Genomic DNA, 23055 nt, shown 5'->3' with positions numbered 1-23055 from the left:
CGGGGCCGCCCGTCGGGTCGGCAGTCCGTCCCCGGGTCGGCACGGATGTCTGCCGACCCGGGGACGGACTGCCGACCTGGGCGGCTCAGACCCGCACGACGATCTTGCCGCGGACGTGCCCCGTCTCGCTGGCCCGGTGCGCCTCGGCGGCGTCGGCGAGGTCGAAGACCTGCGCGACCTCGACGGCGACCTGGCCGTCGTCGATCAGCGCGCCGAGGGCCTCCAGGTCGGTCGTGGACGGGCGCACCCACACGTACTGGCCGCCGCGCTCGTCGCGGGCGCGCGGGTCCGCGATGGAGGCGATCGTGCCGCCGTCGGCCAGCACCGCCGCGCTGACGTCGACGGCGTCGCCGCCCACGTAGTCCAGCGCGACGTCGACGCCGTCCGGCGCGACCGCGCGCACGCGGTCGGCCAGGCCCTCGCCGTAGGTGACGGGCTCGGCGCCGAGGGAGCGCAGGAAGTCGTGGTTGCCCTCGCTCGCCGTCCCGACGACGCGGGCGCCGAGCGAGCGGGCGATCTGCACGGCGAACGTGCCGACGCCGCCGGCGGCCGCGTGCACGAGCACCGTCTGCCCCGCGCGCACCCCGGCGCGCCGGATCGACTGGTATGCCGTCAGCCCGGTCAGGGGGACGGCCGCGGCCTCGGTGAAGCTCAGCGACGCCGGCTTGCGGGCCAGGGTGCGCACCGGGGCGGCCACGAGCTCCGCGAACGTGCCGCCGTGCACCCAGTCCTTGCGCACGTAGCCGTACACCTCGTCGCCCACGGCGTACTCGGGGGTGTCCAGGCCGACCCGCTCCACGACGCCCGCCACGTCCCAGCCCGGGACCACGGGGAACTGCGTCTCCAGCACGCCGTCGAGGTAGCCCTGCCGGACCTTCCAGTCCACCGGGTTCACGGAGGCGGCCTTGACGCGCACCACGACGACGTCGGCGCCGGGGTGGGGGTCGGGCTGCTCGGTGAGCTCGAGGACGTCGGCGCTGCCGTACCGGCTGTAGGTGATCGCTCGCATGCCTGGGTCAACCAGGGCGGGGCCCCGCTGCTTCCCGGGAACCGGCCCCGACCGGTGTGACGTGGGCGTCAGCCCATCGTGTTGACGATGAGCCCGATGTGGGTGAAGAAGTTCATCGCCCCGAAGAGCAGGAACGCGGCGCCGGCCAGCCCCTAGGCCCAGCCGATGACGGCGCGCAGGCCCCGGGCGGCGCGGTCGCGCAGGGCGAGCGGGAACAGGACCGCGCCCACGCCGACGAGGGCGATGAGCCCGGACATGAAGATCGCCTCGACCAGCGGGTACGCGGCGAAGGCGCCGGAGATGGGCTCCTCGGGCGGGGCGGCGAACAGCTGGTAGGTGACGCCCGCGAACGCGATGGCGATCAGGCCGAGCCCCATGCCGAGCACGAACACCGAGACCGGGCGGGCGACGGCGCGCAGGTGGTCGGTGGCGTCCTCGCGGGCCAGCGCGTCCTTGCCGCGGGTCCACAGGTAGAACGCGGCGGCGAGCAGCAGGACGCCGAACGCGAGGCTGGTCTCACCGAAGACGATGTTGTCGAACGGGAAGCCTCCGGCCGCGAGCGGCCAGGTGAGCGTCATGTGCAGGCCGGTCGCCGTGAGGATCAGCCCGAGCACGCCGAACGCGAGGGACCAGCCCTCGACGACGACGGTCCGCGGGGAGCGCAGCAGCTCTCGCCCCAGCCAGACCAGCAGGATCAGTCCGGCGCCCACGGCGACGGACATCACGGTGTTGTAGGTGGGCATCTGTGCCCAGTCGATCACGAGCCCTTCCGTGGGCATGGTCGGTCATCTCCTCGGTGTCGTGACGCCGTCGGCGTCCTGTCAGTCCTTTAAACCATACGGCAGTATGAATAATTCCCCCGCGGCGGCGGGGACGGCGCCGCATACGATGGGTGCCGTGACCCTGACCGAGCCCGACCCCGGGCGCCACGGGCCCGCCGGGGCCGCGAAGGACGGGCCGCGCCGCCGACGGATGGTCCAGGGACGTGGTGCCGACAAGCAGCGCCGCATGGTGGAGGCCGCCGCCGCCCTCCTCATCGACGACGGCTTCGCCGCGGTCACGCACCGTCGCGTCGCCGAGGCGGCGGGGCTGCCGCAGGGCTCGGCGTCGTACTACTTCCCCAGCAGCGCCGCGCTCGTGGCCGCGGCCGTCGAGGCGGCCGAGGACGTCCGTGCCACGGCAGCGACGGAGCGTGCGGGTGCGCTCGCGCACCGCCACCGCTCGGCGCTGACGGTGGCGCGGCTGCTCATCGAGGTCCTCTACGCACCGCACGTCGACGACACGGTGGTGACCCGGCGGCTCGACCCGATGACGACCGCGATGCGCGACCCGGCGCTGCAGCCGATCATGCGGCGTTCGCGGCCCCGCCTGCTCGCCGCGGTCCGGACGGTGCTGGAGGCGTCCGGGTGCGCGCCGGCGGAGCCGGACGACGTCGACCTGCTGGCCCACCTGGTGGACGCGGCGCTGCTCACGGCGGCGTCCGCGGGTTCCGCACGGGTGCTCGACCGGGCCGCGGCCACCGTGGCCCGGCTGCTCGAACGATGGCGCTGACGGGGAGCGCTTGACCTTGCCCCAGGGGGAGACGGTCGGGTAGGGAGCGACCCGTCCGACACGCGGACGGGGACGGTGCTGAGGGAGGACGACGATGACGGTATTCACGGTCGAGCAGCGGCCCGAGCGGCCCTGGGTGGGCGTGTCGACCACGGGCGAGCTCGCGCACTGGGACCGCGTGAACGCGCACGTCCCGCGGGTCTACGGTGCGCTGGCCGCAGCGGGAGCGGTTCCGCAGGGCGGGCCGATCTATCAGTACCACCGGCTGCGGACCGCCGCCGACCCGATGGACCTCACGGTGGCGGTCCCCGTGGCCGATCGGCTCGATCTCGGCGACGGCTTCGCCACCGGCGCGCTGCCGGCCGGGCGCTACCTGGTCGCGCGTCCCGAGGGCGGCCCCGACGTCCTCGCGCGCACGCACCGGGAGATGTGGGACTGGGCGGGCGTGCAGGGGCTGGAGCTCGCGGTCGACGAGCGGGCCGACGGGATCCACTGGGCGGCGCGGACGGAGCAGTTCCTCACCGACCCGCAGTCGGAGCCGGATCGCAGCAGGTGGGAGGTCGAGGTCGCATACTTGCTGAGGTGAGCGCGACCGACGACCGGCTGTCCATCGGGGAGTTCAGCCGTGTCACGTGGCTGTCGCCCAAGGCCCTGCGCCTGTACGAGCGGCGCGGGCTGCTCCTGCCGGACGTGGTCGACGCGTACACCGGCTACCGGTACTACCGGCCGTCGCAGGCGGAGCGCGCCCGCACGATCGCGCTGCTGCGCCGGGTGGGCATGCCGCTCGAGCGCATCGGTGCGATCCTCGACGCTTCCGAGGGGGAACGGCGGGGGCTCGTCGCCGCCTACCGGACGGAGATGATCCGTGCGCACGACCGCGCGGTGGCGCTGCTCGACGGTCTCGCCGACGGGCCGCCCGCCGCCACGGACGAGGGGCCCCCGGTCCGGGCCCGGGACGTGCCCGCCCGGGCGTTCGTCGCCGGCACGGTCCGCACGACCGCCGCCGACCTGCCCGGGCACGTCGAGCGGGTCGCGGCCGCCCTCGCCCAGCGCGCGGGGGCCGCGACCGACCGGTCGCAGCCGCTGGTCGTGGTGTACCACGGCGAGGTGAGCTGGGAGTCGGACGGGCCGGTCGAGGTGCAGGTCCCGGTCGGGCATGGTGCCGAGAGTGCCGACGCCGCCGACGGCGTCGAGCCCGCCGGGACGGAGCTGTACGTCGACGTCCCGTACGCCGAGGTGCAGTTCCCCACGATCCTGCGCTCGTTCGACGCGGTGCGCCGGGCCGCCGCGGGCCCGGGACGGCGGCCGTCCGGCGCGCCCCGCGAGCTGTACCTCGACGGCGACCCCTTCCGCTGCCAGGTCGCGCAGCGCTACGAGGGGGACGGGCCCGCGGGCTGAGCGGGCCGGGCCTCCGCGGTCAGACGAGCGCCTCGCCCTCGCGCGCGACGACGCGGCCCGCGGCGAGCACGAGCTCGCGCCGCGGGGCACGCACCACGGCGTCGGGCACGTTCTCGGCGTCGACGAGCACGACGTCGGCCGGCGCGCCGGCCACGAGGTCGTGCACGGGCCGGCCCACGAAGTGCGCGGCGTCCGCCGTCGCGACCCGTGCCGCGGTCACCAGCTCCGCGTCGTGCCGGAAGCCGGACAGCCGGGCGAGCTGGGTCGTCAGCGCCAGCAGGTCGCCCGTGCCGTACGGCGACCACAGGTCGCGGATGCCGTCGGTGCCGAGGCCGACGGCCACGCCGGCGTCGCGCAGCGCGTGCACCGGCAGGGGAGCGGCGCCGATCGGGGCCACCGTCGTCATGGTGATCCCGGCCTCGCCCATCGCGGCGACGAGGTCGGTCTGCCGGGAGGCGGGGAGCTGGCCGACGGCGAAGCCGTGCGCCACGTTGACCCTGCCCTGCAGCCCCGCGCGCACGGTGCGGTCGATCATCAGCTCGATCTGGAACGCGCCCAGCTCGCCGCCGTCGTGCAGGTGCACGTCGATCCCGGCGCCGTGCTTCTCCGCGATCGCGAACAGCCCGTCGAGCTGGCCCACGGGGTCGCGGTCGATCGACGCCGGGTCGAGCCCGCCGACGTGCTCCGCGCCCGCCGCGGCGGCCTCCTCCAGCAGGCCGAGCACTCCCGGCCGGCGCAGCACGCCGTCCTGCGGGAACGCGACGATCTCGGCGTGCACGGCGCCGTCGAGCGCGGCGACGGCCTCGCGCACCACCTCGATGCCGCGCAGCCCCAGGCCCAGGTCGACGTCGACGTGCGTGCGCACCGCCGTCGTGCCGGTGCGCACCGACTGACGGAGCACGGCGAGCGTGACCTCGACGCCCGGGATGCCGAGCTCGTCGCGGTGCGCCCGCTCGTGCGCGATGCGTCCCTGCGTGCCGCCCTCGCCGCCGTAGCTGACCCACGGCTTGCCCCACCAGGACTTGTCCACGTGGGCGTGGGCGTTGACCAGGCCGGGCAGCGCGAGCAGGCCTCGGCCGTCGAGGACGCCGGCGGTGGGGGCGTCGGGCACCGCGGCGGGGTCGTGCGGCACGACGGCGGTGATCACACCGTCGGCGAGGTGCAGGTCGCACCGCTCGCCGCCCCAGGGGCGCACGTCGGACAAGACGGAGGGGAGGGCGGCGTCGCTCATGGGCCGAGATGGTATCCCATTTCTGCGAGGTGGAGTCCTGGCAGGATGGCGGTCATGAGCACGTCGTCAGCCCGCGGCGCCCCGGTGCCGGCGACGGCCTTCGAGCCCGAGTCGGCCCGCGTCGCCCGCGTGGTGCGCGAGGAGATCGTCGACGGCACCCGCGAGCCCGGGAGCCGGCTCGTCGAGCGCGACCTCGCCGCGGAGCTCGGCGTGAGCCGCATCCCCGTGCGGGACGCGCTGCGCGTCCTCGTCGCCGAGGGCCTCGTCACCCCGCGCCCGCGGAGCTGGGCGGTGGTGCGCGAGTTCACCCCCGACGACGTCGCGCACCTGCAGGAGGTGCGCGACGCGACCGAGCCGCTGCTCTTCGCGCTCGCGGCCGCCCGCCGGTCCGCGGATCAGCTCGCCGCGCTCGACGAGTGCTGGCGGCGCGAGGACGAGGCGGCCCGCCGCGGCGACGGCGCCGACGCCCGGAGGGCGGCCGCCGACTTCCACGAGCGCGTGCTCGACGCCGCCGGCAACCCGGTGCTCGCCGAGGTGCACGCCGTCATCGCCAGCCGGGTGCGCTGGCTGCTCGGCCGGCACACCGACCTCGTCGCCATGGCGGAAGAGCACCGCGACCTCCTGGACGCCGTGCGGGGCGGCGACGAGGAGCGTGCGACCCGGCTGGCGCGCGCGCACCTGCGCACCAGCCGGGCGGCCGCGTCGGCGACGCGGGGCTGACTCCCGGACCGTCGGACGGGGCCCGCACGGGATCCGACCCATCCGCCGGCGCGCGTGCTCCGAACCCCGGTCAGATCGCGAGTGTCGTGATCTGACGACGAAGGGAACGATCATGAAGGCACGTACCCGTGCAGCGCTCGTCGCGCCCGCCCTGTCCCTGGCCGGCCTGCTGGCCGTGACCGGCTCCGCGGCCGCCGCCGACGGCACCACCTCGGGCGACCTCGCGCCGGTCCCGCTCAACGGCGTCGACGGCGGCGGCGACGCGATGGTGTGGGTGGACGGCACCACCCTCACGGTCGAGTTCGCCGCCTCGGGCCTGCTCGCCGGCAGCCCGCACGCCGCGCACCTGCACTTCGGTGCGGACGCGAAGAACCAGTGCCCGACCGAGGCCGACGACGCCGACGGTTCCGGCACCATCACCACCTCCGAGGGCGTGCCGTCCTACGGTTCCGTCCAGGTGTCGCTGACGACCGAGGGCGACACGTCGGCCGACTCGGCGCTCGCCGTGGACCGCTTCGACGCGGCCGAGGGCGGGAGCATCGACTACCAGCGCGGTGAGATCGAGGTGTCCCAGGACGTGGCCGACGCGGTCAGCGCCGGCGACGTCGCCCTGGTCGTGCACGGCGTCGACTACGACGGCAGCGGCGCCTACGACGGCGACACGAAGTCGGACCTCGACGAGTCGCTGCCCGCCGAGGCCACCGACCCGGCCCTGTGCGGCGTCCTGAGCGCCTCGCAGATGGACGAGATGCCCGCCGGCGGCGTCCAGACCGGCACCGGCACGACCGCCGGGATCGAGAACCCGGGCCTGCTCGCCGGCGGCGGCGTCGCCCTGCTCGCCGGGGCCGGCCTCGGCGCCGGTCTGCTCGCCCGCCGTCGTCGCACCGCCGCGCAGGACTCCTGATGCGACGCCGGCGCGTGGCCGCCGTCCTGTCCGCCGGGCTGGTGCTCGGCGGCGGGACGGCGGTCGCCGTCGGGCTCGGCACGCAGGAACCGGCACCGGTCACGGTCCCGGACCGGAGCGGTGCGGACGTCGGTGCGGTCCCTGGGCCGGCGGTCGACCCCTCGACGTCGTCGCAGCCGTCCTCACAGCCGTCCGCACAGCCGTCCGGGCCGCAGGACGGCACTCCGCCCGCCGACCCTGCCACCCGGGTCGCGCAGCCCGGGCGCGTGCGGATCCCGGCCATCGGCGTGGACTCCGGGCTGCTGCACCTCGGCCTGAACGACGACGGCACGATCGAGGTGCCCGCCGGCGAGGACATCGACAGCGCCGCCTGGTTCGACGGCTCGCCGCGCCCCGGGGCGGACGGGCCGGCGGTGATCGAGGGACACGTCGACAGCCCGAACGGGCCGTCGGTCTTCTACCGGTTGTCCGAGCTGGAGGCGGGGCAGCGGGTCCACGTCGACCGGGAGGACGGCTCGACGGCGACGTTCGTCGTCGAGCGGGTCGAGCAGTACTCCAAGAAGGAGTTCCCCACCCGGGAGGTCTACGCCAACACCGACGGCCCGGAGCTGCGGCTCATCACCTGCGGCGGCGAGTGGGACCCCGAGTGGGGGCACTACGTGGACAACACGGTCGTGTTCGCCCGACTCGCCTGAGCGGCGTCGCGCGGCCGCCGGGTCACTCGACCACCACGTCAGCGGGCGACTTGTCGGCCCGCCAGCCCCGCCAGACGGCGTGCCGCAGGCGCGGCTCGTCGGTGCCGTCGTCGCCCGCGTCGGCCGTCCAGTCGCCGTAGGAGACCTCGGCCACGCGGTCCGGGGCCGTCCACCGGGCGTGGACGGCCTCGGACCGCGGGACGCCGTCGAGCGGCGCGGAGTCCACCGGCGTGAGCGCCGCGACGACGTCCCGGCGCTCCGCCTCCCGGAACCCGGTGCCGACCTTGCCGACGTAGCGCAGCGTCCCGTCGCCGTCCGGGACGGCGAGGAGCAGCGACCCCGCGACCCGGGCGTCCTCGCGCCCGGTGCCGGCGTGCAGCGGCCGCCATCCCACGACGACCACCTCCTGGGTGCGGGCGTGCTTCACCTTGAGCCAGTCCCGTGACCGCCGGCCCGCACGGTACGGGGCGTCGCGGCGCTTGGCGACCACGCCCTCCAGGCGCAGGCGTCGCGACGCCTCCAGGGCCGTGCCCAGGTCGCCCTCGATGGCCGGCGGCACGTGCACCGGGCGCCGGGCCGCCACCGTGCGCCCGAGCGTCTCGCGGCGCTCGGTGTAGGGGCGGTCGGTGACGTCGTCCCCGGCGACCCGCAGCACGTCGAAGAGGACGAGGTCGACCCCGACACGGCGGCGCGCGTTCTCCACGTCGCGCGGCCGGGTGAGGTTGGCGCGCTGCTGCAGCCGCCGGAACTCCGGCCGGCCCTGGGCGTCGAGCGCGACCACCTCGCCGTCGAGCACCAGCGGCAGGTCGGCGGCGTCGACCATCTCTCCCAGCGCCGCCAGCTCGGGGAACGTCGGCGTGAGGTCCTGGCCGGAGCGGGACGTGAGCCGCACCCGCGGCGTCCCGCCGTCGCCGTCCGTCGTCACCTCCGCCAGGGCGCGGAAGCCGTCCCACTTGACCTCGAACGCCCACGCGTCCGGGTCCAGGCGCGCGAGCTCGCCCGGCGCGGCGGTGGTCGCGAGCATCGGGCGCGGGTCGTCGCGGCGACGGCCGCCCGCCGTCGCCCGCGCAGCCGGTGCCGACGGCGCACGCCGTGCCGACGACGGGGTGTCCGGCGCCGGCGTCGTCTCGGGTGCGGGGTGCTCGTCGTCGCCGGGCTGGGCCTTCGTGCGGTGGATGAGCCACGAGCTCTCGCCGCCGCCCGCCCCGCGACCTCCGGTGTGGATCAGCGCGAGGCGGCGCGACCCGCGCCGCTCGCTGTGCAGGGTGACGATGACCTCCGCGCCGTCGCGCCACTTCTCCAGGTCGTAGGTGCCGGCGTCCCAGATGGTCACCTCGCCGCCGCCGTACTCGCCCGCCGGGATGGTGCCCTCGAACGACCCGTACTCCAGCGGGTGGTCCTCCGTCTGCACCGCGAGATGGTTCTGCGCGGGGTCGTCCGGCTCGCCCTTGGGCAGCGCCCAGCTCACCAGCACGCCCTCGTGCTCCAGGCGGAAGTCCCAGTGCAGCCGGCGCGCGTGGTGCTCCTGGATGACGAACGTCGGGGCGTCGTCGTCGCCGGCGGGGGAGCCGGGGCCGAAGGGCTCGGGGGTCCGCTCGGGGTCGCGCTTGGCTCGGTAGGTCTCCAGCCGGTCCGACGGCGTCCGTCCGGGTGCCCGCTCGAACGTGGCCAGGCGCTCCGGCGTCGGCTCCAGCCGGTCGAGGTGCCCGGCGAGCAGGGGCGCCAGCAGGTCGCCGTCGCGCTCCAGCCGCTCCAGCACCTCGGTGTGGTCGAGGTGGCGCAGGCCCGGGTCGTCGAGCTCGGCCCACGTGCGCGGCGCGGCGACCGTCGGGTGGTCCCGGCCGCGCAGCGAGTACGGCGTGATCGTCGTCTTGTTCCCGTTGTTCTGCGACCAGTCCACCAGCACCTTGCCCGCGCGCAGCGAGCGCTTCATGTCCGAGACCACCAGGTCGGGGTGCTCCGACTCGAGGTGGCGGGCCAGCTCCTTGGCGACCGCCGTGACGGCCTCGGAGGTGAGGTCGTCGTGGGGGCGGGTCAGCGGCGCGTACAGGTGGATCCCCTTGGAGCCGCTGGTCACCGGCAGCGGATCGAGGCCCATACCCACGAGCACGTCCCGCGCGAGCCGGGCGACCTCGGCGCACTCGGGCAGCCCGGCCCCCGGCCCCGGGTCGAGGTCCAGCACCAGGCGGTCCGGCGGCAGCGGTGTGCCGGTCCGCCCGAACCGCCACTGCGGCACGTGGATCTCCAGCGTCGCCGTCTGCCCGAGCCACGTGAGCGTCGCCAGGTCGTTGACCAGCACGTAGTCGTTGGTGGAGTGCTTGTGGGCGATGGTGTGGCGCGGCACCCACGACGGGGTGGAGGCGTCGAGGTTCTTCTGGAAGAACGACTGCCCGGCGACGCCGTCCGGCCACCGCTTGCGGGTGGCGGGCCGGTGCGCGGCGTGGGGGAGCAGGGCGTGCGCGACCTGCGCCAGGTAGTGCAGCACCTCGCCCTTGGTGGTGCCGGTGGCGGGGTACAGCACCTTGTCGAGGTTGGTCAGCTGCAGGCGTCGCCCGTCGACGTCGACGATCTGCGGCGGACTCGACCGGGAGCGTGCCATACGTTCCATCGTCCCGCGGCGGGTGCTCGGGCGCGCGGGCGCGCGCCTGGACACCGGGCTCACGAGGGCGCGCCGATGCCCGCGCGTCGTAGGGTCACCGCCATGAGCGCCGCAACGTACCTGACCGACCTGTTCGCGCTGGACGGCCGTGTGGCCGTCGTCACCGGCGGCAGCTCCGGCATCGGCCGGGCGATCGCTGGTGCACTCGCCCGGGCAGGCGCGCGCGTCGTCGTGGTGGCGCGCCGCGAGAGCGAGCTCGCCGCGACGGTGGACGAGCTGACCGCCGACGGCTGCACGGCGGCCTGGGCGAGCGCGGACCTGTCGTCGCGCGACGGCGTCCGCGCGGGGGCGGAGAAGGCGGCGGCGCCCTTCGGCGAGCCCGACGTCCTGGTGAGCTCCGCGGGGATCAACCTGCGCCCGCCGCTGGACGAGCTCGACGAGGCGACCTGGGACGCCACGATGGCCGTGAACCTGGAGGCGCCGTTCCTGCTGGGGCAACGGTTCGGGCCGGGCATGGCCGCGCGCGGCTTCGGCCGGATCGTGCACGTGTCGTCGCAGCAGGCGCACCGGGCCTTCGCCACGTCGGGCGCCTACGGCGTGTCCAAGGGCGGGCTGGAGTCGCTGGCGCGCTCCCAGGCCGAGGCGTGGTCGTCCCGCGGGGTGACGTCGAACACCCTGGTGCCCGGCTTCGTCCCCACGCCGTTGAACACCCGGCTGTCGTCCGACCCGGCACGGGTGGAGGCGCTCGCCGCCCGCACGCTGACCGGCCGCAACGGCCGCCCGGAGGACTTCGCCGGGGCCGCGGTCTTCCTGGCGAGCGACGCGTCGGCGTACGTGACCGGGCAGTCGATCTGCGTGGACGGCGGCTTCTCCGTGCACTGAGCGGCCCCCGGTCCGCGGACGGAGCACTCACCCCCCGGGGGTATGGTGGCGGCCATGACGACGACCGAGGACATCAAGCGGCCGACCACCCTCACGATGTACGGGGCCACGTGGTGCGGCGACTGCCGCCGCGCCAAGCGTGTGCTGGACGCGCGCGGCACGGAGTACGTGAACGTGGACCTGGTGGCCGACCCGACGCGTGCCGACGACGCCGAGGCGATCAGCGGGCGCAAGAACATCCCGGTCGTCGTCTTCCCCGACGGCGAGTTCTTCGTGGAGCCGACCGACGCGGAGCTGACGGCCAAGCTCGACGCCGTCGGCCTCTGAGCCACTACTCCCAGCGGAACAGCCAGGCGGCCAGCGCACCCGGTACGACCGTCGCGAGGCTGAGTCCCAGCCACGACGACGCCGGCACGGCGACGCCTGCCCAAGCGGCGCCCAGGCCGTCGACCGCCGCCCCGAAGGGCAGGTAGCCACCGACCTGGGCGAGCACGTCGGGCAGGTTCTCGCGAGGACCGAACATCCCGCCCACGGCCGCGATCGCGAAGAACGCGACGAGCCCGAGCGCGACCGCTGACTGCGGCGTCGGCGCCACCGCCGCCACGAGCATCCCCACGCCGTACATCGCCGCGACGGTGAGTGCCAGCACCCCGACCGCGAGCCAAGGCGACGCGGGCGCCGTCGCGTCGAACGCCAGCGCGGCGACCACGCACGCCACGGCGATGCCGAGGGCGATCTGCACGACCCCGACCAGCGCCTGGGCGACCAGCACCATGGCGGGGGACGCGGGGGTGACCCCGAGGCGCCGCAGGATCCCGGTGCGCCGGTACGCGGCTAGGAAGCTCGGCATGTTGATCACCCCGACGGTCGCGACGACGAGCGTCAGCGTGAGCGGCAGCACGTACAGGCTGAACGCCGTGGCGCCCCCGGTCCCGGGGACGACCTGGCCGGTGTCGAACGCGACGCCGTTCATCACGAGGATCAGCACGGGCATGCCCAGCGGGACGACGAGCCCGCCCGTGTCCCGCGCGACCATCCGCGCCTCGGCGGCGACCATGGCGCCCCAGGCGCGCGCGGGTGGACGGGCGGGAGCCGGCATGTCGGTCGTCGTGGTGGTGCCCGTCGTCATCGGGTGGCCTCCGGGGCGTGTGCGGCCGCGGACGGGTGCCGGCGTTGCCCTCGGGAGGTCGCGCCCGTCGCGGCGCCCGTGAGGACGAGATAGGCGTCCTCCAGGCGGCCGTCGCGCGGCAGTCCCGCCTCGGCCACGAGGCCGGCGGGCGACCCGGACGCCACCACGCGGCCGGCGTCGAGCACGACGGCGCGGTCGCAGAGCCGCTCCACCTCGTCCATGTGGTGGCTGACGAGCAGGACGGTGACCCCGGCGGCGCGGATCCCCTGGACCATCGAGAGCATGCCGTGGCGCGCCTCCGGGTCGAGCCCGGAGGTCAGCTCGTCCAGGATCACGACCCGTGGGTCGCCGACGAGCGCCGCTGCGACCGAGGTGCGCTGCTGCTGCCCGCCCGACAGCTTCTCGACGCGGGTGTCGCGCGCGTCGGTGAGGCCGACGGCGTCGATGAGCTCGTCGGGGTCCCGGCCCGCGCGGTGGAAGCTGCGGTGCAGCCGCACGAGCTCGCGCACCGTCAGTGCGTCGTGCAGGCGCGGCTCCTGCAGCTGGACGCCCAGGACCCCGCGCACTCGGGCGCGGTCCGCCCTCGGGTCCAGCCCGAGGACGCGTACCTCGCCGCGGTCGGGCGTGCGCAGGCCCGCGACCGTCTCGACCGTCGTGGACTTCCCGGCTCCGTTGCGGCCGAGCAGCCCGACGATCTCGCCCTCGTCCACGGTGAGGCTCACGTCGTCGACCGCCACCGTCGTGCGCCGCCGGCGCCGGTAGGCCTTGTGCAGGTGGGTCACGCTGATCGCCGTCATGTCCTCGACGCTAGGAACGCGGGCCGGCCCGGCGCGCGTGCCGGACGTCACGACCCGCAGCCATGACCTCCGGCACGGGTCGGGTGTGCGGAGGGTGCCATACCGTGGTGACGTGCGACGACCGGGAGCCGAGACGATGGCCGGGATGAGCGTGCTCGTCGTGTGCGTGGCGGTGCTGGCGCTCGTGCCGGTCGTCGTCGAACCGCAGGTGTTCCTCGTCCCCGTCGCGGTGTGGGTGCTCGCCGCACTGGCCTACGTCGTCGTCACCGTCGTCGCCGTGCAGCAGCCGCGCGGCAGCGGCCGTGCGGTCGCGGGGATCGCGGCGCAGACGGCGCTCGCGGCGGTGCTCGTGGTCGGCGTGCCGGGGGCGGGGTGGCTGCCCATCCTGCTCGTCTTCGGCGCGGCGGCGAGCACGTACGTCGTGGCCTGGTGGGTGACGGGACTGGTGGTCCTGGCGAACTCCCTGGTCCTCGCGGCGAGCCAGGTCGTGGCGGCCGGGCAGCGGGGCGACGAGGTCGTCCCGTGGGAGGTGCTGTTCGGCACCGGCCTGTACCTGCTGCTCCAGGTGGGCTCGGCGTTCGTGAGCGCGGCCCTGCAGCGCGAGCAGCGGATGCGCACCGAGCTGACCGTCGCCCACGCCGAGCTCGCCGCGGCGGCGGTGCTGCGCGACGAGGCGAGCCGCGCGTCGGAACGCCTGCGCATCGCCCGCGAGCTCCACGACCTGATCGGCCACCAGCTCACCGTGCTCACGCTCGAGCTCGAGTCCGCCACGCACCGCGCCGGCGAGGACGGCCGGGAGCACGTGGCCCGGGCGCGCGGCGTCGCGCGCGAGCTGCTCGGCGACGTCCGCGCCACGGTGGGGGAGCTGCGCCGCCGTGCGCCGGACCTGCGCGAGGCGCTCGACGCCGTCGCGGCCGCCGTGCCGCAGCCGCGCGTGGAGGTCGCGGTCGACGACGACGTCGCCGCGGACGAGGAGCAGACGGCCGCGCTGGTGCGGGTCGCGCAGGAGGCGGTCACGAACTCCGTCCGGCACGCGCAAGGGGCGAGGGTGCTCCGCCTCGCCGTCACCGCGGCCGACGGCGAGCTGGTGCTGGTCGCCCACGACGACGGGCACGCACCCGGTGAGGTGCGACCGGGCCACGGCCTGCGCGGCATCACGGAACGGCTCGACGCCCTCGGCGGCCGGGTCCGGTACGACGGGCGGGCGGGGTTCCGGCTCGAGGCGACGTTGCCGCGGCGGGCGGCGTCGTGACGGGCGGGCCGGGCGAGGGCGGCGTGCTGCGGGTGGTGCTCGTCGACGACCAGACGCTGGTGCGCGAGGGCATCCGGAGCCTGCTCGAGATCGCCGGCGGCCTCGAGGTGGTCGCCGAGGCGGACGACGGGGAGGCGGGCGTGGAGGAGGTCGTCGCGCACGTCCCCGACGTCGTGCTGCTCGACCTGCGCATGCCCGGCCGTGACGGGCTGTGGGCGCTCGAGGAGCTCCGGGAGCGCGGCTGCCCCGTCCCGGTGCTCGTCCTGACGACGTTCGACGACGACGAGCTCGTGCTCCGTGCCCTGCGCGCGGGAGCGGCGGGCTACCTGCTCAAGGACGTCACCGTGGAGCAGCTGGCCGCCGCCGTGCGCACCCTGGCCGCCGGGGGCACGTACGTCCAGCCGGCCGTCACCGCCCGCCTGCTGCGTGCCGTCCGCGCGGGCGGCGCCCTGCCCGACGACGAGGCGTTCGTCCAGGAGCTCACCGCACGGGAGACCGAGGTGCTGCGACTCGTGGCCCAGGGCTGCTCAAACCGGGAGATCGCCGGGCTGCTGCACCTCGCGGAGGGGACCGTGAAGAACCACGTGTCCCAGGTGCTGCTGAAGCTCGACACCCGCGACCGTACGCGCGCCGTGCTGCGCGCCCTGCACCACGGCCTGCTGTCGTGAGGCACCCGCCCCCGGAGCCGCACTCAGGATCCGTTCAGGTTGCGTTCGTAGGTTCGCCGGTGTGAACGCACGCGCCACCGCGCGACCCGGCGACGGGCCGTCCGTCGCCGTCCCGCGGGACCTGCCCGACGACATGCGGCACGTGATGCTGCTGGCCAAGTTCGGCGTCGACGAGGTCATGACGAAGGTCTCGATCCTGCGTGACGAGCTCTACTTCGACCAGGAGCACAACCCGATCGAGCACATCAGCTCGCGGCTCAAGACGCCGGCGTCGATCCTCGCCAAGGCGGAGCGCAAGCGGATCCCGCTGACCGCCGACGCCATCCGCGAGCAGATGTGCGACCTCGCGGGCGTCCGCGTGACGTGCGGGTTCGTCTCCGACATCTACCGGGTGCGCGAGATGATCCTGCGCCAGCGCGACCTGGAGATCCTCGAGGAGCGCGACTACATCGCCACCCCCAAGCCCAACGGCTACAAGAGCCTGCACCTCATCGTGCGCGTGCCCGTGTTCCTGTCGGACCGCAGCGAGGACGTCGTGGTCGAGATCCAGCTGCGGACGATCGCGATGGACTTCTGGGCGAGCCTCGAGCACAAGATCTACTACAAGTACGACAAGGACGTGCCGCGCCACCTCGTGGACTCCCTCAAGCTCGCGGCCGACGTCGCCTGGTCGCTCGACACGTCGATGGAGCGGATCCACGACGAGGTGCACGCCCTCGACGACCCCGCCCGCTCGGCCGCCGACGGCCGGTACGCCGCGGTGCAGGGGCTCGGTGCCGTCGCCGAGGCGCTGGTCCCGGGCACGGTCGACGGTGCGCGATACTCGGACACGTGGAGCTCGGAATCCTCTGGTCCCTCGTCCTGATCGTCGCCGCCGTCTGGAACCTGGTCGTCTGGCCGCAGTTCTGGCGCCGCGTGACCAAGGACCCGCGTGCGCGCGACGACGCCGGCCGGCCGACGCGCTTCTACACCGTGCACGCCGTGCTGGTCGGCGTCTCGGTGGTGCTCGCGGTCCTCGTGGGCGTCGTGGGGGTGCTCGGACTCGTGGGTTGAGTCACGATGGAGCGATGAGGGCGATCTGGAAGGGTGCCGTGACGTTCGGCCTCGTCAACGTCCCGGTCAAGGTGTACAGCGCCACCGAGGACCACGACGTGCCCCTGCACCAGGTGCACGACGCGGACGGCGGGCGCATCCGCTACCGGCGCGTGTGCGAGCTCGACGGCGACGAGGTGCCGTACGAGCACATCGACCGCGCGTACCACGACGGCGAGCGCACCGTGGTGCTGACCCGCGACGACCTGCGCTCGCTGCCGGCGGAGACGAACCGGGAGATCGAGGTGGTCGAGTTCGTCCCGAGCGACCAGATCGACCCGATCATGTACGACCGCACCTACTACCTCGAGCCCGCGTCCGACAGCCCCAAGGCGTACGTGCTGCTGCGCCGCACGCTCGAGGAGACCGACCGCACCGCCGTCGTGAAGTTCGCGCTGCGTCAGCGCACCCGGCTCGCGGCCCTGCGGGTGCGCGACGAGGTGCTGGTGCTGCAGACGTTGCTGTGGGCCGACGAGGTGCGCGCCGCCGAGTTCGGCTCCCTCGACGGCTCCACGACGGTCTCGGACCGGGAGCTGGCGATGTCCGCGCAGCTCGTGTCGAGCTACGAGGCGGACTTCTCCCCGGAGGAGTACGAGGACGAGTACCAGGTGCAGCTGCGCCAGCTCATCGACGCCAAGCTCGCCGAGGGGGACACGGTCGACACCGCCGACACGTTCGGCGAGCAGCCCGAGTCGTCCGAGGCGGAGGTCATCGACCTCATGGACGCGCTGCGCCGCAGCGTCGAGGGCGCCAAGGGCGACAGGGGCGGCACCGAGGGCAAGGGCTCGTCACGGGGATCGAGATCGTCGTCCTCGAAGTCCGGCTCGAAGTCCGGTTCCAAGTCCGGTTCGACGTCGACGACGTCCGGACGGTCCGGCAAGTCGACGACGTCGTCCGGCAGGTCGTCGTCCCGCAAGAAGGGCGAGGAGAAGAAGACGGGCTGAGCCTGCGGCGGACGGGCGCTCTCAGCCGCGCCGCGGCGCGGGGGCGGCTCGTCGCGTCTCGGCGACCTGGGTGACGAGCGCCAGCAGGTCGTCCATGTCCGTCGGGTCCTGCGTCCCGGCGCCCACCGCGGCGAGGGAGTACAGACCCTCGCCGAGGAGGAAGACGGCGCGGGCCAGCACGGGGTCGTCGATCTCGTCGCGCACGGCCAGGGTCCACGCCTGGTGGGCCTCGTCGAGCACGGCGCGTGCCTGCGGGTACGGGCCCTGCGCGAGCCGGGTGATGGCGAGGTAGGTCAGCCCGAACTCCCCGTCGACGACGGTCGAGGTGCGCAGCAGGTAGTCCACGGCGCCGTCGGGAGCCGCCCGCATGGCGGCGACGTCGGCGGCGGTGAGCTCGCGCAGGTGCTCCATGAGGCCCTCGGCGAGCGCCTCCTTGGAGGGGAAGTGGTAGAGCAGGCCGCCCTTGGAGACACCGGCGAGCTCGGCGACGGCGTCGAGCGTGGCGGAGCGCTCGCCCGAGGACACGAGGAGCTCGGCGTACGCGTGCAGGACCTTGGCGCGGGCCGCGGGGGCGGGAGGCATGTCGACAGCCTAGTGCGACCAGTGTTACTGTACCGGCTGGACGGTTTGGAAGTTCGGCACCTCGTCCTTCGGTGCCGCCCCGGCCGCCCCGCCGTGTGAAAGGGCGCCCCCTGTGACCTCGACCCTCCTGACGACACCTCCCGTCGGCCCGGACGCGCGTCGTACCCCGACCGCCGGGACCCCCGACCGGTCGCCGGCCTGGCGCCGGTGGACGGCGCTCGCCGTCCTCATGCTCCCGGTGCTGCTGATCTCGATCGACAACACCGTGCTGAGCTTCGCGCTGCCGCAGATCTCCGTGGCGCTCGCCCCGTCGGGCACGCAGCTGCTCTGGATCGTCGACGCCTACTCGCTGGTGCTGGCCGGGCTGCTCGTGCCGATGGGCTCCCTCGCCGACCGCCTCGGCCGCCGCCGCATGCTGCTCGTCGGCGCGGTCGGCTTCGCCGCGGTCTCGGCGCTCGCCGCGTTCGCTCCCACGGCGGGCTCCCTCGTGGCCGCCCGCGCCGCGCTCGGCTTCTTCGGCGCGATGCTCATGCCCTCGACCCTGTCGCTGCTGCGCAACGTCTTCACCGACCGCACCGAGCGGCGCCTGGCCATCGCGATCTGGGGCTCCGCGTTCGCCGGGGGCTCCGCCGTCGGCCCGATCGTCGGCGGCGTGCTGCTCGAGCACTTCTGGTGGGGGTCGGTCTTCCTGCTGGCCGTCCCCGTCCTGGTGCTCCTGCTGGTGCTGGCGCCGATCTTCGTGCCCGAGTCCCGTGACCCGGCGCCGGGTCGCCTCGACGTGCTCTCGATCGTGCTGGTCATGGCCGCCATGACCCCCGTCGTGTACGCGATCAAGGAGCTGGCGAAGCACGGCCTCACCGTGGTCGCCGTCGGTTGCCTCGCGGTCGGCGCGCTCGCGGGCGTCGCCTTCGTGCGGCGCCAGCTGCGCCGCCCCGACCCGATGCTCGACGTGCGGCTGTTCGCCGTCCCCGCGTTCACCGGCAGCGTGCTGGTCAACCTGCTGTCCGTGTTCGGGATGATCGGGTTCATCTTCTTCGTCTCCCAGGACCTGCAGCTCGTGGCGGGCCTGTCGCCGGTGCGTGCGGGGCTGGTGCTGCTGCCGGGCACGGTCGCGATGGTCGTCGCCGGCCTCGCCGCCGTGCGCGTCGTGCGGCACGTGCGGCCGGCGCACGTGATCGCGGGCGGGCTCACGCTCTCCACGCTCGGCTACCTGCTCACCGCGGCGGTGGCGGGCCGGGACGAGGCGCTGCTCATCGGGGTGGCGTTCGTCGTGCTCGCGATCGGCGTCGGGGCCGCCGAGACGCTGTCGAACGACCTGGTGGTCTCGACGGTCCCGGCGGAGAAGGCGGGCGCCGCGTCCGCGATCTCCGAGACCGCGTACGAGGTCGGCGCCGTGCTCGGCACGGCAGTGCTCGGCGGCATCCTCACCGCCGCCTACCACGCGGCCGTCGTCGTCCCGGTCGGCGTGCCCGCAGTCGACGCCGTGACCGCCGCCGAGACCCTGGGTGGCGCCACCGAGGTGGCCGCGGGGCTGCCCGACCAGCAGGCGCAGGCCCTGCTGGACTCCGCCCACGCGGCGTTCACCGGCGGTGCCGCCCTCACCTCCGTGATCGGTGCCCTCGTGGTGCTGGCCGCGGCGCTCCTGGCGCTGCGGACGCTGCGCCACGAGCAGGGCTGACGTGCGACGTCGCGGACGCGGCGTCCCGAGGCCCGCCCGGCGAGGATGGTGGCGCCGCCGCGCGCGCTGAGTGAGAGTGGAGCCGATGACCGACTCCTCGACACAGCCCGCCGGCTCCTCGGCACGGCGCGCCCGGCACACCCCGCCCCGGTGGGTGCGCTGGACCCTCGTCGCCGTCACCGGTGCGATCGCGTGCGTCGTCTTCGGGGTGAGCACCGCCACGGCGGAGCTCGGCTTCGGCCCGCACGAGGCCGTCTACACCGTCGACAACGACGGCCTCGTGGTCGCCGACTTCGGCCCGCTCGGCACGCTCGAGATCGACTCGCCGCTCCCGCTGGGGCTCGGGGTCGACGTGATCGTGAAGGAGATCCCGGCCGACCTGTCCGCGGTCAACCCCTCGAGCACGCTCAACGCCCTCGAGGGCGACCTGGAGAGCTACCTGCAGTTCTTCTCCACCCCGGATGTCGCGGTCCGGTCCGTGGCCTGGGCGCTCGCGGTGGACGCGGCACGGCGCACGCTGCTGGCCGCCGTCGTCCTGGTCGTGGGCGGCTTCCTGGTGCGCTGGCTGCTCGGCCCGGGCCGGCGGCGCCAGCTCGCCGCCGCCTGGGCGCCGCGCACCTGGGAGATCACCGCGGGCGTCGCCGTCGTCGCCCTGGTGACCACCACCGTGTCCTCCGGCGGCCTCGCGCCGCCCACCCCGAGCCGCGCCGCGTCCCCGGTGTTCGCCGGCACGGCGCTCGAGGGTGCGCGGATCACCGGGCGGCTCGCCGGCGTGATCGACACCTACGGCGGGCAGCTCGTGGGCCTGTACGAGCAGAACGAGGAGTTCTACGCGGACGCGAACGACAGCCTCGACCGGGCGTGGGAGGCCTGGGAGGTGCGCCAGGCGGTCCGCGACGTGGCCGACGGCGCCGCGGCGGTCGGCCGGGCGCTGCCGTCCGGTCCGGCGGGGGAGCCCGAGCCTCCCGCCTCGGGGACGCCGTCGCCGTCGCCTTCTCCGTCGCCGGCGGACGAGGACCTCGTGACGATGCTCGTGGTGTCGGACCTGCACTGCAACACCGGCATGGCGCCGCTCATCGAGAACGTCGCGAACCGCTCCGGGGCGGATCTCGTGCTGAACGCCGGGGACACCACGATGAACGGCACCGCGGTGGAGAAGGCGTGCGTCGACGCGTTCGCCGACGCCGTGCCCCGCGGCGTGCCGATGGTGGTCTCCGACGGCAACCACGACTCGCAGATCACCTCCGCCCAGGAGGCGGCCCACGGGCAGACGATCCTCGACGGGTCGGTGGTCGAGGTGGCCGGCGTGCGGATCCTCGGCGACCGGGACGCGCTCGAGACGAGGATCGGGTCCGGCACGGCCGTGGCGCGCGAGACGACGCCGGAGGAGCAGGCCGCGCAGCTCGCCCGGACGGCGTGCGACGACGGCGACGTCGACCTGCTGCTGATCCACACCCCGCCGGTGGGCCTGGAGGCGATGGAGTCGGGCTGCGTGCCGTTCCAGGTCTCCGGGCACACGCACAAGCGCTCCGGGCCCGAGCAGGTGGGGCAGGGCATCCGCTACGTCAGCGCCTCGACGGCGGGCGCGGCCCCGAGCCAGCCGACGGTCGGCCCGCTGCGCGGCACCGCCGAGATGACGGTCCTGCGGTTCGACCCGGAGGCGCGCGCGTTCGTCGACTCGCAGGTGGTCGAGGTGGCCCCGTCGGGCGAGGCGACCGTGCGCGACCGAGTGGCCGTGCCCGAGGTCGTCCCGCCGGCCGAGGACGCGCTCTCCTCGTCCGCGGTGGTCCCGTCCGGACCGGCGACGCTAGAGGGGACGCCGTCGCCCGACGGGTCGCCCTCGCCGTAGGCTCGGGGGGTGCCCGACCTGGAACCCCGCGCCGACGCCACCGATCCCGAAGGGCTCGACGGTCTCGACCCCGCCGACCTGACGCCCGTCGCCCAGGACTACCTCAAGGCGGTCTGGTCCGCCCGTGAGTGGTCGGACGACGCCGTGACCACCGGCCTCCTCGCCGACCGGCTGGGCGTCGGGCCCTCGACGGTCTCGGAGACGGTGCGGCGCCTCGCGACCCAGGGGCTGCTGGAGCACGAGCCGTACCGGGGCGTGTGGCTCACGGACCTGGGGCGTCGCTACGCGCTGGTCATGGTGCGCCGCCACCGGCTGCTCGAGAGCTGGCTGGTGGAGGACCTCGGGTACCGGTGGGACGAGGTGCACGACGAGGCCGAGGTGCTGGAGCACGCCGTGTCCGACCGCCTGGTCGAGCGCATCGCCCTGCGGCTCGGGCACCCCGAGCGCGACCCGCACGGCGACCCGATCCCGTTCGCCGACGGCCGGGTGGCGCGTCCCGCCGCGGTCCCGCTGGTGGACCTGGAGGCCGGGTCGTCGGGCGTCGTGGCACGGATCTCGGACGCCGACCCCGACGCGCTGCGGTACCTGGCGGACCTGGGGCTCGAGCTCGACCTGCCGGTGGCCGTGACGCAGCGCCGCGAGTTCGCGGGCACGCTCGGCGTGGCGTGGCGGCGCGGGGGCGAGGATGTCGCGGTCGACCTGGGGCTGCTCGCGGCGTCGCGTATCTGGGTGGTCCCCGCGTAGGCTGTGCGGCGTTCCCGACGACGTGCGCACGCTTCCGTGCCGCGTCGTCGAATCGTTTCGAGCATGTGTCTCGGGGCCGCCGCGCCCCGAGAGCGGAGGCTGCCGTGACCCAGACGACCGAGCCCGCCGTCCCCACCGGGGCGACGTCCCCGGGGCCCCGGACCGCGCACGTGGGGGCGGCTCTGTTCGCGCTCGCCGTCGGCGGCTTCACCATCGGTACCACCGAGTTCGCCACGATGGGCCTGCTCCCGCAGATCGGCACCGACCTGGGCGTGAGCGACCCCGTCGTGGGGCACGCGATCACGGCCTACGCCGTGGGCGTGGTGGTCGGCGCGCCCCTGCTGACCGTCGCGGCGGCGCGGATGTCCCGACGACGGCTGCTGCTGTGCCTCATGGGCTTCTACACGGTGGCCAACGTGCTCTCGGCGGCGGCCCCCGGCATCGAGACCCTGGTCGCGGGGCGGTTCCTCGCCGGGCTGCCGCACGGCGCCTTCTTCGGCGTCGGCGCCGCCGTCGGTGCCGCCGTGGCCGGCCCCGGGCGGCGGGGGCACGCCGTGTCGATGATGATGACCGGGCTGACGATCGCCAACGTCGTGGGCGTGCCTGTCTCCACGGCGGTGGGGCAGCACCTCGGCTGGCGGGTCGCGTTCGTGCTCATGGGGGTGCTGGGCGCCGTCACGCTGCTCGGGATCTGGCGCTTCGTGCCCGAGCACGGGCCGGTGGACTCCAGCGTGCGGGCCGAGCTCGGCACCCTGCGCAACGGCCCGCTGTGGATCTCGTTCGCCGCCGGGGCCATCGGCTTCGGCGGGCTGTTCGCCGTCTACACCTACGTCGCCCCGACCGTCACGAGGGTCTCGGGCATGTCCGAGAGCGCCGTGCCGTGGGTGCTCGCCGTGTTCGGCGTCGGCATGACCGTCGGCACGCTCCTGGGCGGCCGTCTCGTCGACCGGGACGTGCTGCGCACCGTGGTCGGCGGGTTCGTCGCGACGGCCTGCTCGCTGGTGCTGTTCGCGCTGGTGGCCACGTCCCCGGTGCCCGCCGTGCTCGGCCTGTTCCTCCTCGCCGTCACGTCCCAGACGCTCGGCCTGGCGATGCAGACACGGCTCATGGACCTGTCGCCGCGGGCGCAGTCCCTCGGCGCCGCGCTGTGCCACTCCGCGCTGAACATCGGCAACGCGAGCGGGGCCTTCTTCGGCGGGCTCGTCATCGCGGCCGGGTACGGGTACGTCGCTCCCGCGTGGGTCGGGCTGGCCCTCACGCTCGTCGGCCTGGCGATGGTCCTGGCGTTCGGCCGCCAGCAGGTGGCCCGTCCGGCCTGACCGGGACGGCGC

The 23055-nt window shown here is 74.9% G+C and carries 24 protein-coding genes; 17 read left to right on the top strand and 7 right to left on the bottom strand.

Translation table 11 applies throughout. From position 1 onward, the window contains the following. Window positions 1–85: 85 nt before the first annotated feature. Window positions 86–1009 (bottom strand): NADP-dependent oxidoreductase, encoded by a 924-nt coding sequence (locus tag EYB28_RS13845; RefSeq protein WP_166848958.1) that lies wholly within the window; start codon window positions 1007–1009, stop codon window positions 86–88. Between the two features lie 152 nt (window positions 1010–1161). Further along, complete coding sequence (locus EYB28_RS13840; RefSeq protein ID WP_240930564.1) at window positions 1162–1788, bottom strand: DUF981 family protein; 627 nt, start codon at window positions 1786–1788, stop codon at window positions 1162–1164. 118 nt (window positions 1789–1906) lie between these two features. Between EYB28_RS13840 and EYB28_RS13835 the strand changes: the two genes are divergently transcribed. The 3 genes from EYB28_RS13835 to EYB28_RS20125 all read left to right on the top strand — a co-directional run bounded on the left by EYB28_RS13835 (window position 1907) and on the right by EYB28_RS20125 (window position 3958). Next, window positions 1907–2560, top strand: coding sequence for a TetR/AcrR family transcriptional regulator (locus EYB28_RS13835; protein ID WP_166848954.1), 654 nt, complete (start codon window positions 1907–1909; stop codon window positions 2558–2560). 94 nt (window positions 2561–2654) lie between these two features. Then, window positions 2655–3146 (top strand): GyrI-like domain-containing protein, encoded by a 492-nt coding sequence (locus EYB28_RS13830; protein ID WP_166848951.1) that lies wholly within the window; start codon window positions 2655–2657, stop codon window positions 3144–3146. After that, complete coding sequence (locus EYB28_RS20125) at window positions 3143–3958, top strand: MerR family transcriptional regulator (protein WP_205710921.1); 816 nt, start codon at window positions 3143–3145, stop codon at window positions 3956–3958. Before EYB28_RS13830 ends, EYB28_RS20125 begins: the two co-directional genes overlap by 4 nt. A 19-nt stretch (window positions 3959–3977) precedes the next feature. Here EYB28_RS20125 and EYB28_RS13820 read toward each other — a convergent pair whose 3' ends face one another. Next, complete coding sequence (locus tag EYB28_RS13820) at window positions 3978–5189, bottom strand: amidohydrolase (protein WP_166848948.1); 1212 nt, start codon at window positions 5187–5189, stop codon at window positions 3978–3980. A 54-nt stretch (window positions 5190–5243) separates the two neighbouring features. Here EYB28_RS13820 and EYB28_RS13815 point away from each other — a divergent pair, with 54 nt between their 5' ends. The 3 genes from EYB28_RS13815 (at window position 5244) to EYB28_RS13805 (ending at window position 7508) form a co-directional block, all read left to right on the top strand. Then, window positions 5244–5909 carry a GntR family transcriptional regulator gene (locus EYB28_RS13815; RefSeq protein ID WP_166848945.1) on the top strand — a complete coding sequence of 222 codons (666 nt, stop codon included), beginning with the start codon at window positions 5244–5246 and terminating at the stop codon, window positions 5907–5909. 112 nt (window positions 5910–6021) lie between these two features. Further along, window positions 6022–6813: a hypothetical protein gene (locus EYB28_RS13810; RefSeq protein WP_166848942.1), complete on the top strand. Its 792-nt coding sequence runs from the start codon at window positions 6022–6024 to the stop codon at window positions 6811–6813. After that, complete coding sequence (locus EYB28_RS13805) at window positions 6813–7508, top strand: class F sortase (RefSeq protein ID WP_166848939.1); 696 nt, start codon at window positions 6813–6815, stop codon at window positions 7506–7508. Before EYB28_RS13810 ends, EYB28_RS13805 begins: the two co-directional genes overlap by 1 nt. A gap of 22 nt (window positions 7509–7530) precedes the next feature. Here EYB28_RS13805 and EYB28_RS13800 read toward each other — a convergent pair whose 3' ends face one another. Then, window positions 7531–10116 (bottom strand): ATP-dependent DNA ligase, encoded by a 2586-nt coding sequence (locus EYB28_RS13800; RefSeq protein WP_370459484.1) that lies wholly within the window; start codon window positions 10114–10116, stop codon window positions 7531–7533. 93 nt (window positions 10117–10209) lie between these two features. On the opposite strand from EYB28_RS13800, the gene EYB28_RS13795 reads away from it, so the two are divergent. Further along, window positions 10210–10989 carry an SDR family NAD(P)-dependent oxidoreductase gene (locus tag EYB28_RS13795; protein WP_166848934.1) on the top strand — a complete coding sequence of 260 codons (780 nt, stop codon included), beginning with the start codon at window positions 10210–10212 and terminating at the stop codon, window positions 10987–10989. Window positions 10990–11043: 54 nt separating this feature from the next. Next, complete coding sequence (locus EYB28_RS13790; RefSeq protein WP_166848932.1) at window positions 11044–11316, top strand: glutaredoxin domain-containing protein; 273 nt, start codon at window positions 11044–11046, stop codon at window positions 11314–11316. A gap of 4 nt (window positions 11317–11320) precedes the next feature. Here the strand turns inward: EYB28_RS13790 and EYB28_RS13785 are convergent, their stop codons facing one another. Next, window positions 11321–12118 carry an ABC transporter permease gene (locus EYB28_RS13785; protein ID WP_166848930.1) on the bottom strand — a complete coding sequence of 266 codons (798 nt, stop codon included), beginning with the start codon at window positions 12116–12118 and terminating at the stop codon, window positions 11321–11323. Further along, window positions 12115–12915, bottom strand: coding sequence for an ABC transporter ATP-binding protein (locus tag EYB28_RS13780; RefSeq protein ID WP_166848928.1), 801 nt, complete (start codon window positions 12913–12915; stop codon window positions 12115–12117). The genes EYB28_RS13785 and EYB28_RS13780 overlap by 4 nt, the downstream gene beginning before the upstream one ends. 112 nt (window positions 12916–13027) lie before the next feature. On the opposite strand from EYB28_RS13780, the gene EYB28_RS13775 reads away from it, so the two are divergent. The 5 genes from EYB28_RS13775 to EYB28_RS13755 all read left to right on the top strand — a co-directional run bounded on the left by EYB28_RS13775 (window position 13028) and on the right by EYB28_RS13755 (window position 16871). After that, window positions 13028–14167, top strand: a complete 1140-nt coding sequence (locus EYB28_RS13775; protein WP_166848926.1) for a sensor histidine kinase — start codon at window positions 13028–13030, stop codon at window positions 14165–14167. Further along, entirely contained in the window at window positions 14164–14835 is a 672-nt protein-coding gene (locus tag EYB28_RS13770; protein WP_370459483.1) for a response regulator, read from the top strand. Before EYB28_RS13775 ends, EYB28_RS13770 begins: the two co-directional genes overlap by 4 nt. A 61-nt stretch (window positions 14836–14896) precedes the next feature. Next, complete coding sequence (locus tag EYB28_RS13765; RefSeq protein WP_240930563.1) at window positions 14897–15700, top strand: GTP pyrophosphokinase family protein; 804 nt, start codon at window positions 14897–14899, stop codon at window positions 15698–15700. Next, on the top strand, window positions 15667–15888 hold the full coding sequence (locus EYB28_RS13760; protein WP_166848924.1) for an SCO4848 family membrane protein: 222 nt from the start codon (window positions 15667–15669) through the stop codon (window positions 15886–15888). Before EYB28_RS13765 ends, EYB28_RS13760 begins: the two co-directional genes overlap by 34 nt. A 14-nt stretch (window positions 15889–15902) precedes the next feature. Next, the gene (locus tag EYB28_RS13755) at window positions 15903–16871 is read left to right on the top strand and encodes a Ku protein (protein ID WP_166848922.1); all 969 of its coding nucleotides are present in this window, start codon (window positions 15903–15905) and stop codon (window positions 16869–16871) included. Window positions 16872–16892: 21 nt separating this feature from the next. On the opposite strand, the gene EYB28_RS20540 is transcribed toward EYB28_RS13755, so the two are convergent. After that, window positions 16893–17453, bottom strand: a complete 561-nt coding sequence (locus tag EYB28_RS20540) for a TetR/AcrR family transcriptional regulator (protein WP_166848920.1) — start codon at window positions 17451–17453, stop codon at window positions 16893–16895. Window positions 17454–17565: 112 nt separating this feature from the next. Here EYB28_RS20540 and EYB28_RS13745 point away from each other — a divergent pair, with 112 nt between their 5' ends. The 4 genes from EYB28_RS13745 to EYB28_RS13730 all read left to right on the top strand — a co-directional run bounded on the left by EYB28_RS13745 (window position 17566) and on the right by EYB28_RS13730 (window position 23043). Continuing rightward, the gene (locus EYB28_RS13745; protein WP_240930562.1) at window positions 17566–19131 is read left to right on the top strand and encodes an MFS transporter; all 1566 of its coding nucleotides are present in this window, start codon (window positions 17566–17568) and stop codon (window positions 19129–19131) included. A gap of 85 nt (window positions 19132–19216) precedes the next feature. Next, entirely contained in the window at window positions 19217–20980 is a 1764-nt protein-coding gene (locus tag EYB28_RS13740) for a metallophosphoesterase (protein WP_166848918.1), read from the top strand. Window positions 20981–20998: 18 nt separating this feature from the next. Beyond that, entirely contained in the window at window positions 20999–21724 is a 726-nt protein-coding gene (locus tag EYB28_RS13735) for a metal-dependent transcriptional regulator (protein WP_166852421.1), read from the top strand. 104 nt (window positions 21725–21828) lie between these two features. Next, on the top strand, window positions 21829–23043 hold the full coding sequence (locus tag EYB28_RS13730; RefSeq protein ID WP_166848916.1) for an MFS transporter: 1215 nt from the start codon (window positions 21829–21831) through the stop codon (window positions 23041–23043). Window positions 23044–23055: the final 12 nt, after the last annotated feature.

This window comes from Isoptericola sp. BMS4 (genome assembly GCF_011634835.1).
Classification (GTDB): Bacteria; Actinomycetota; Actinomycetes; order Actinomycetales; family Cellulomonadaceae; genus Isoptericola.
The sequence above is the reverse complement of the archived record's forward strand: the minus strand, read 5'-3'. Positions and strand labels throughout refer to the sequence as shown.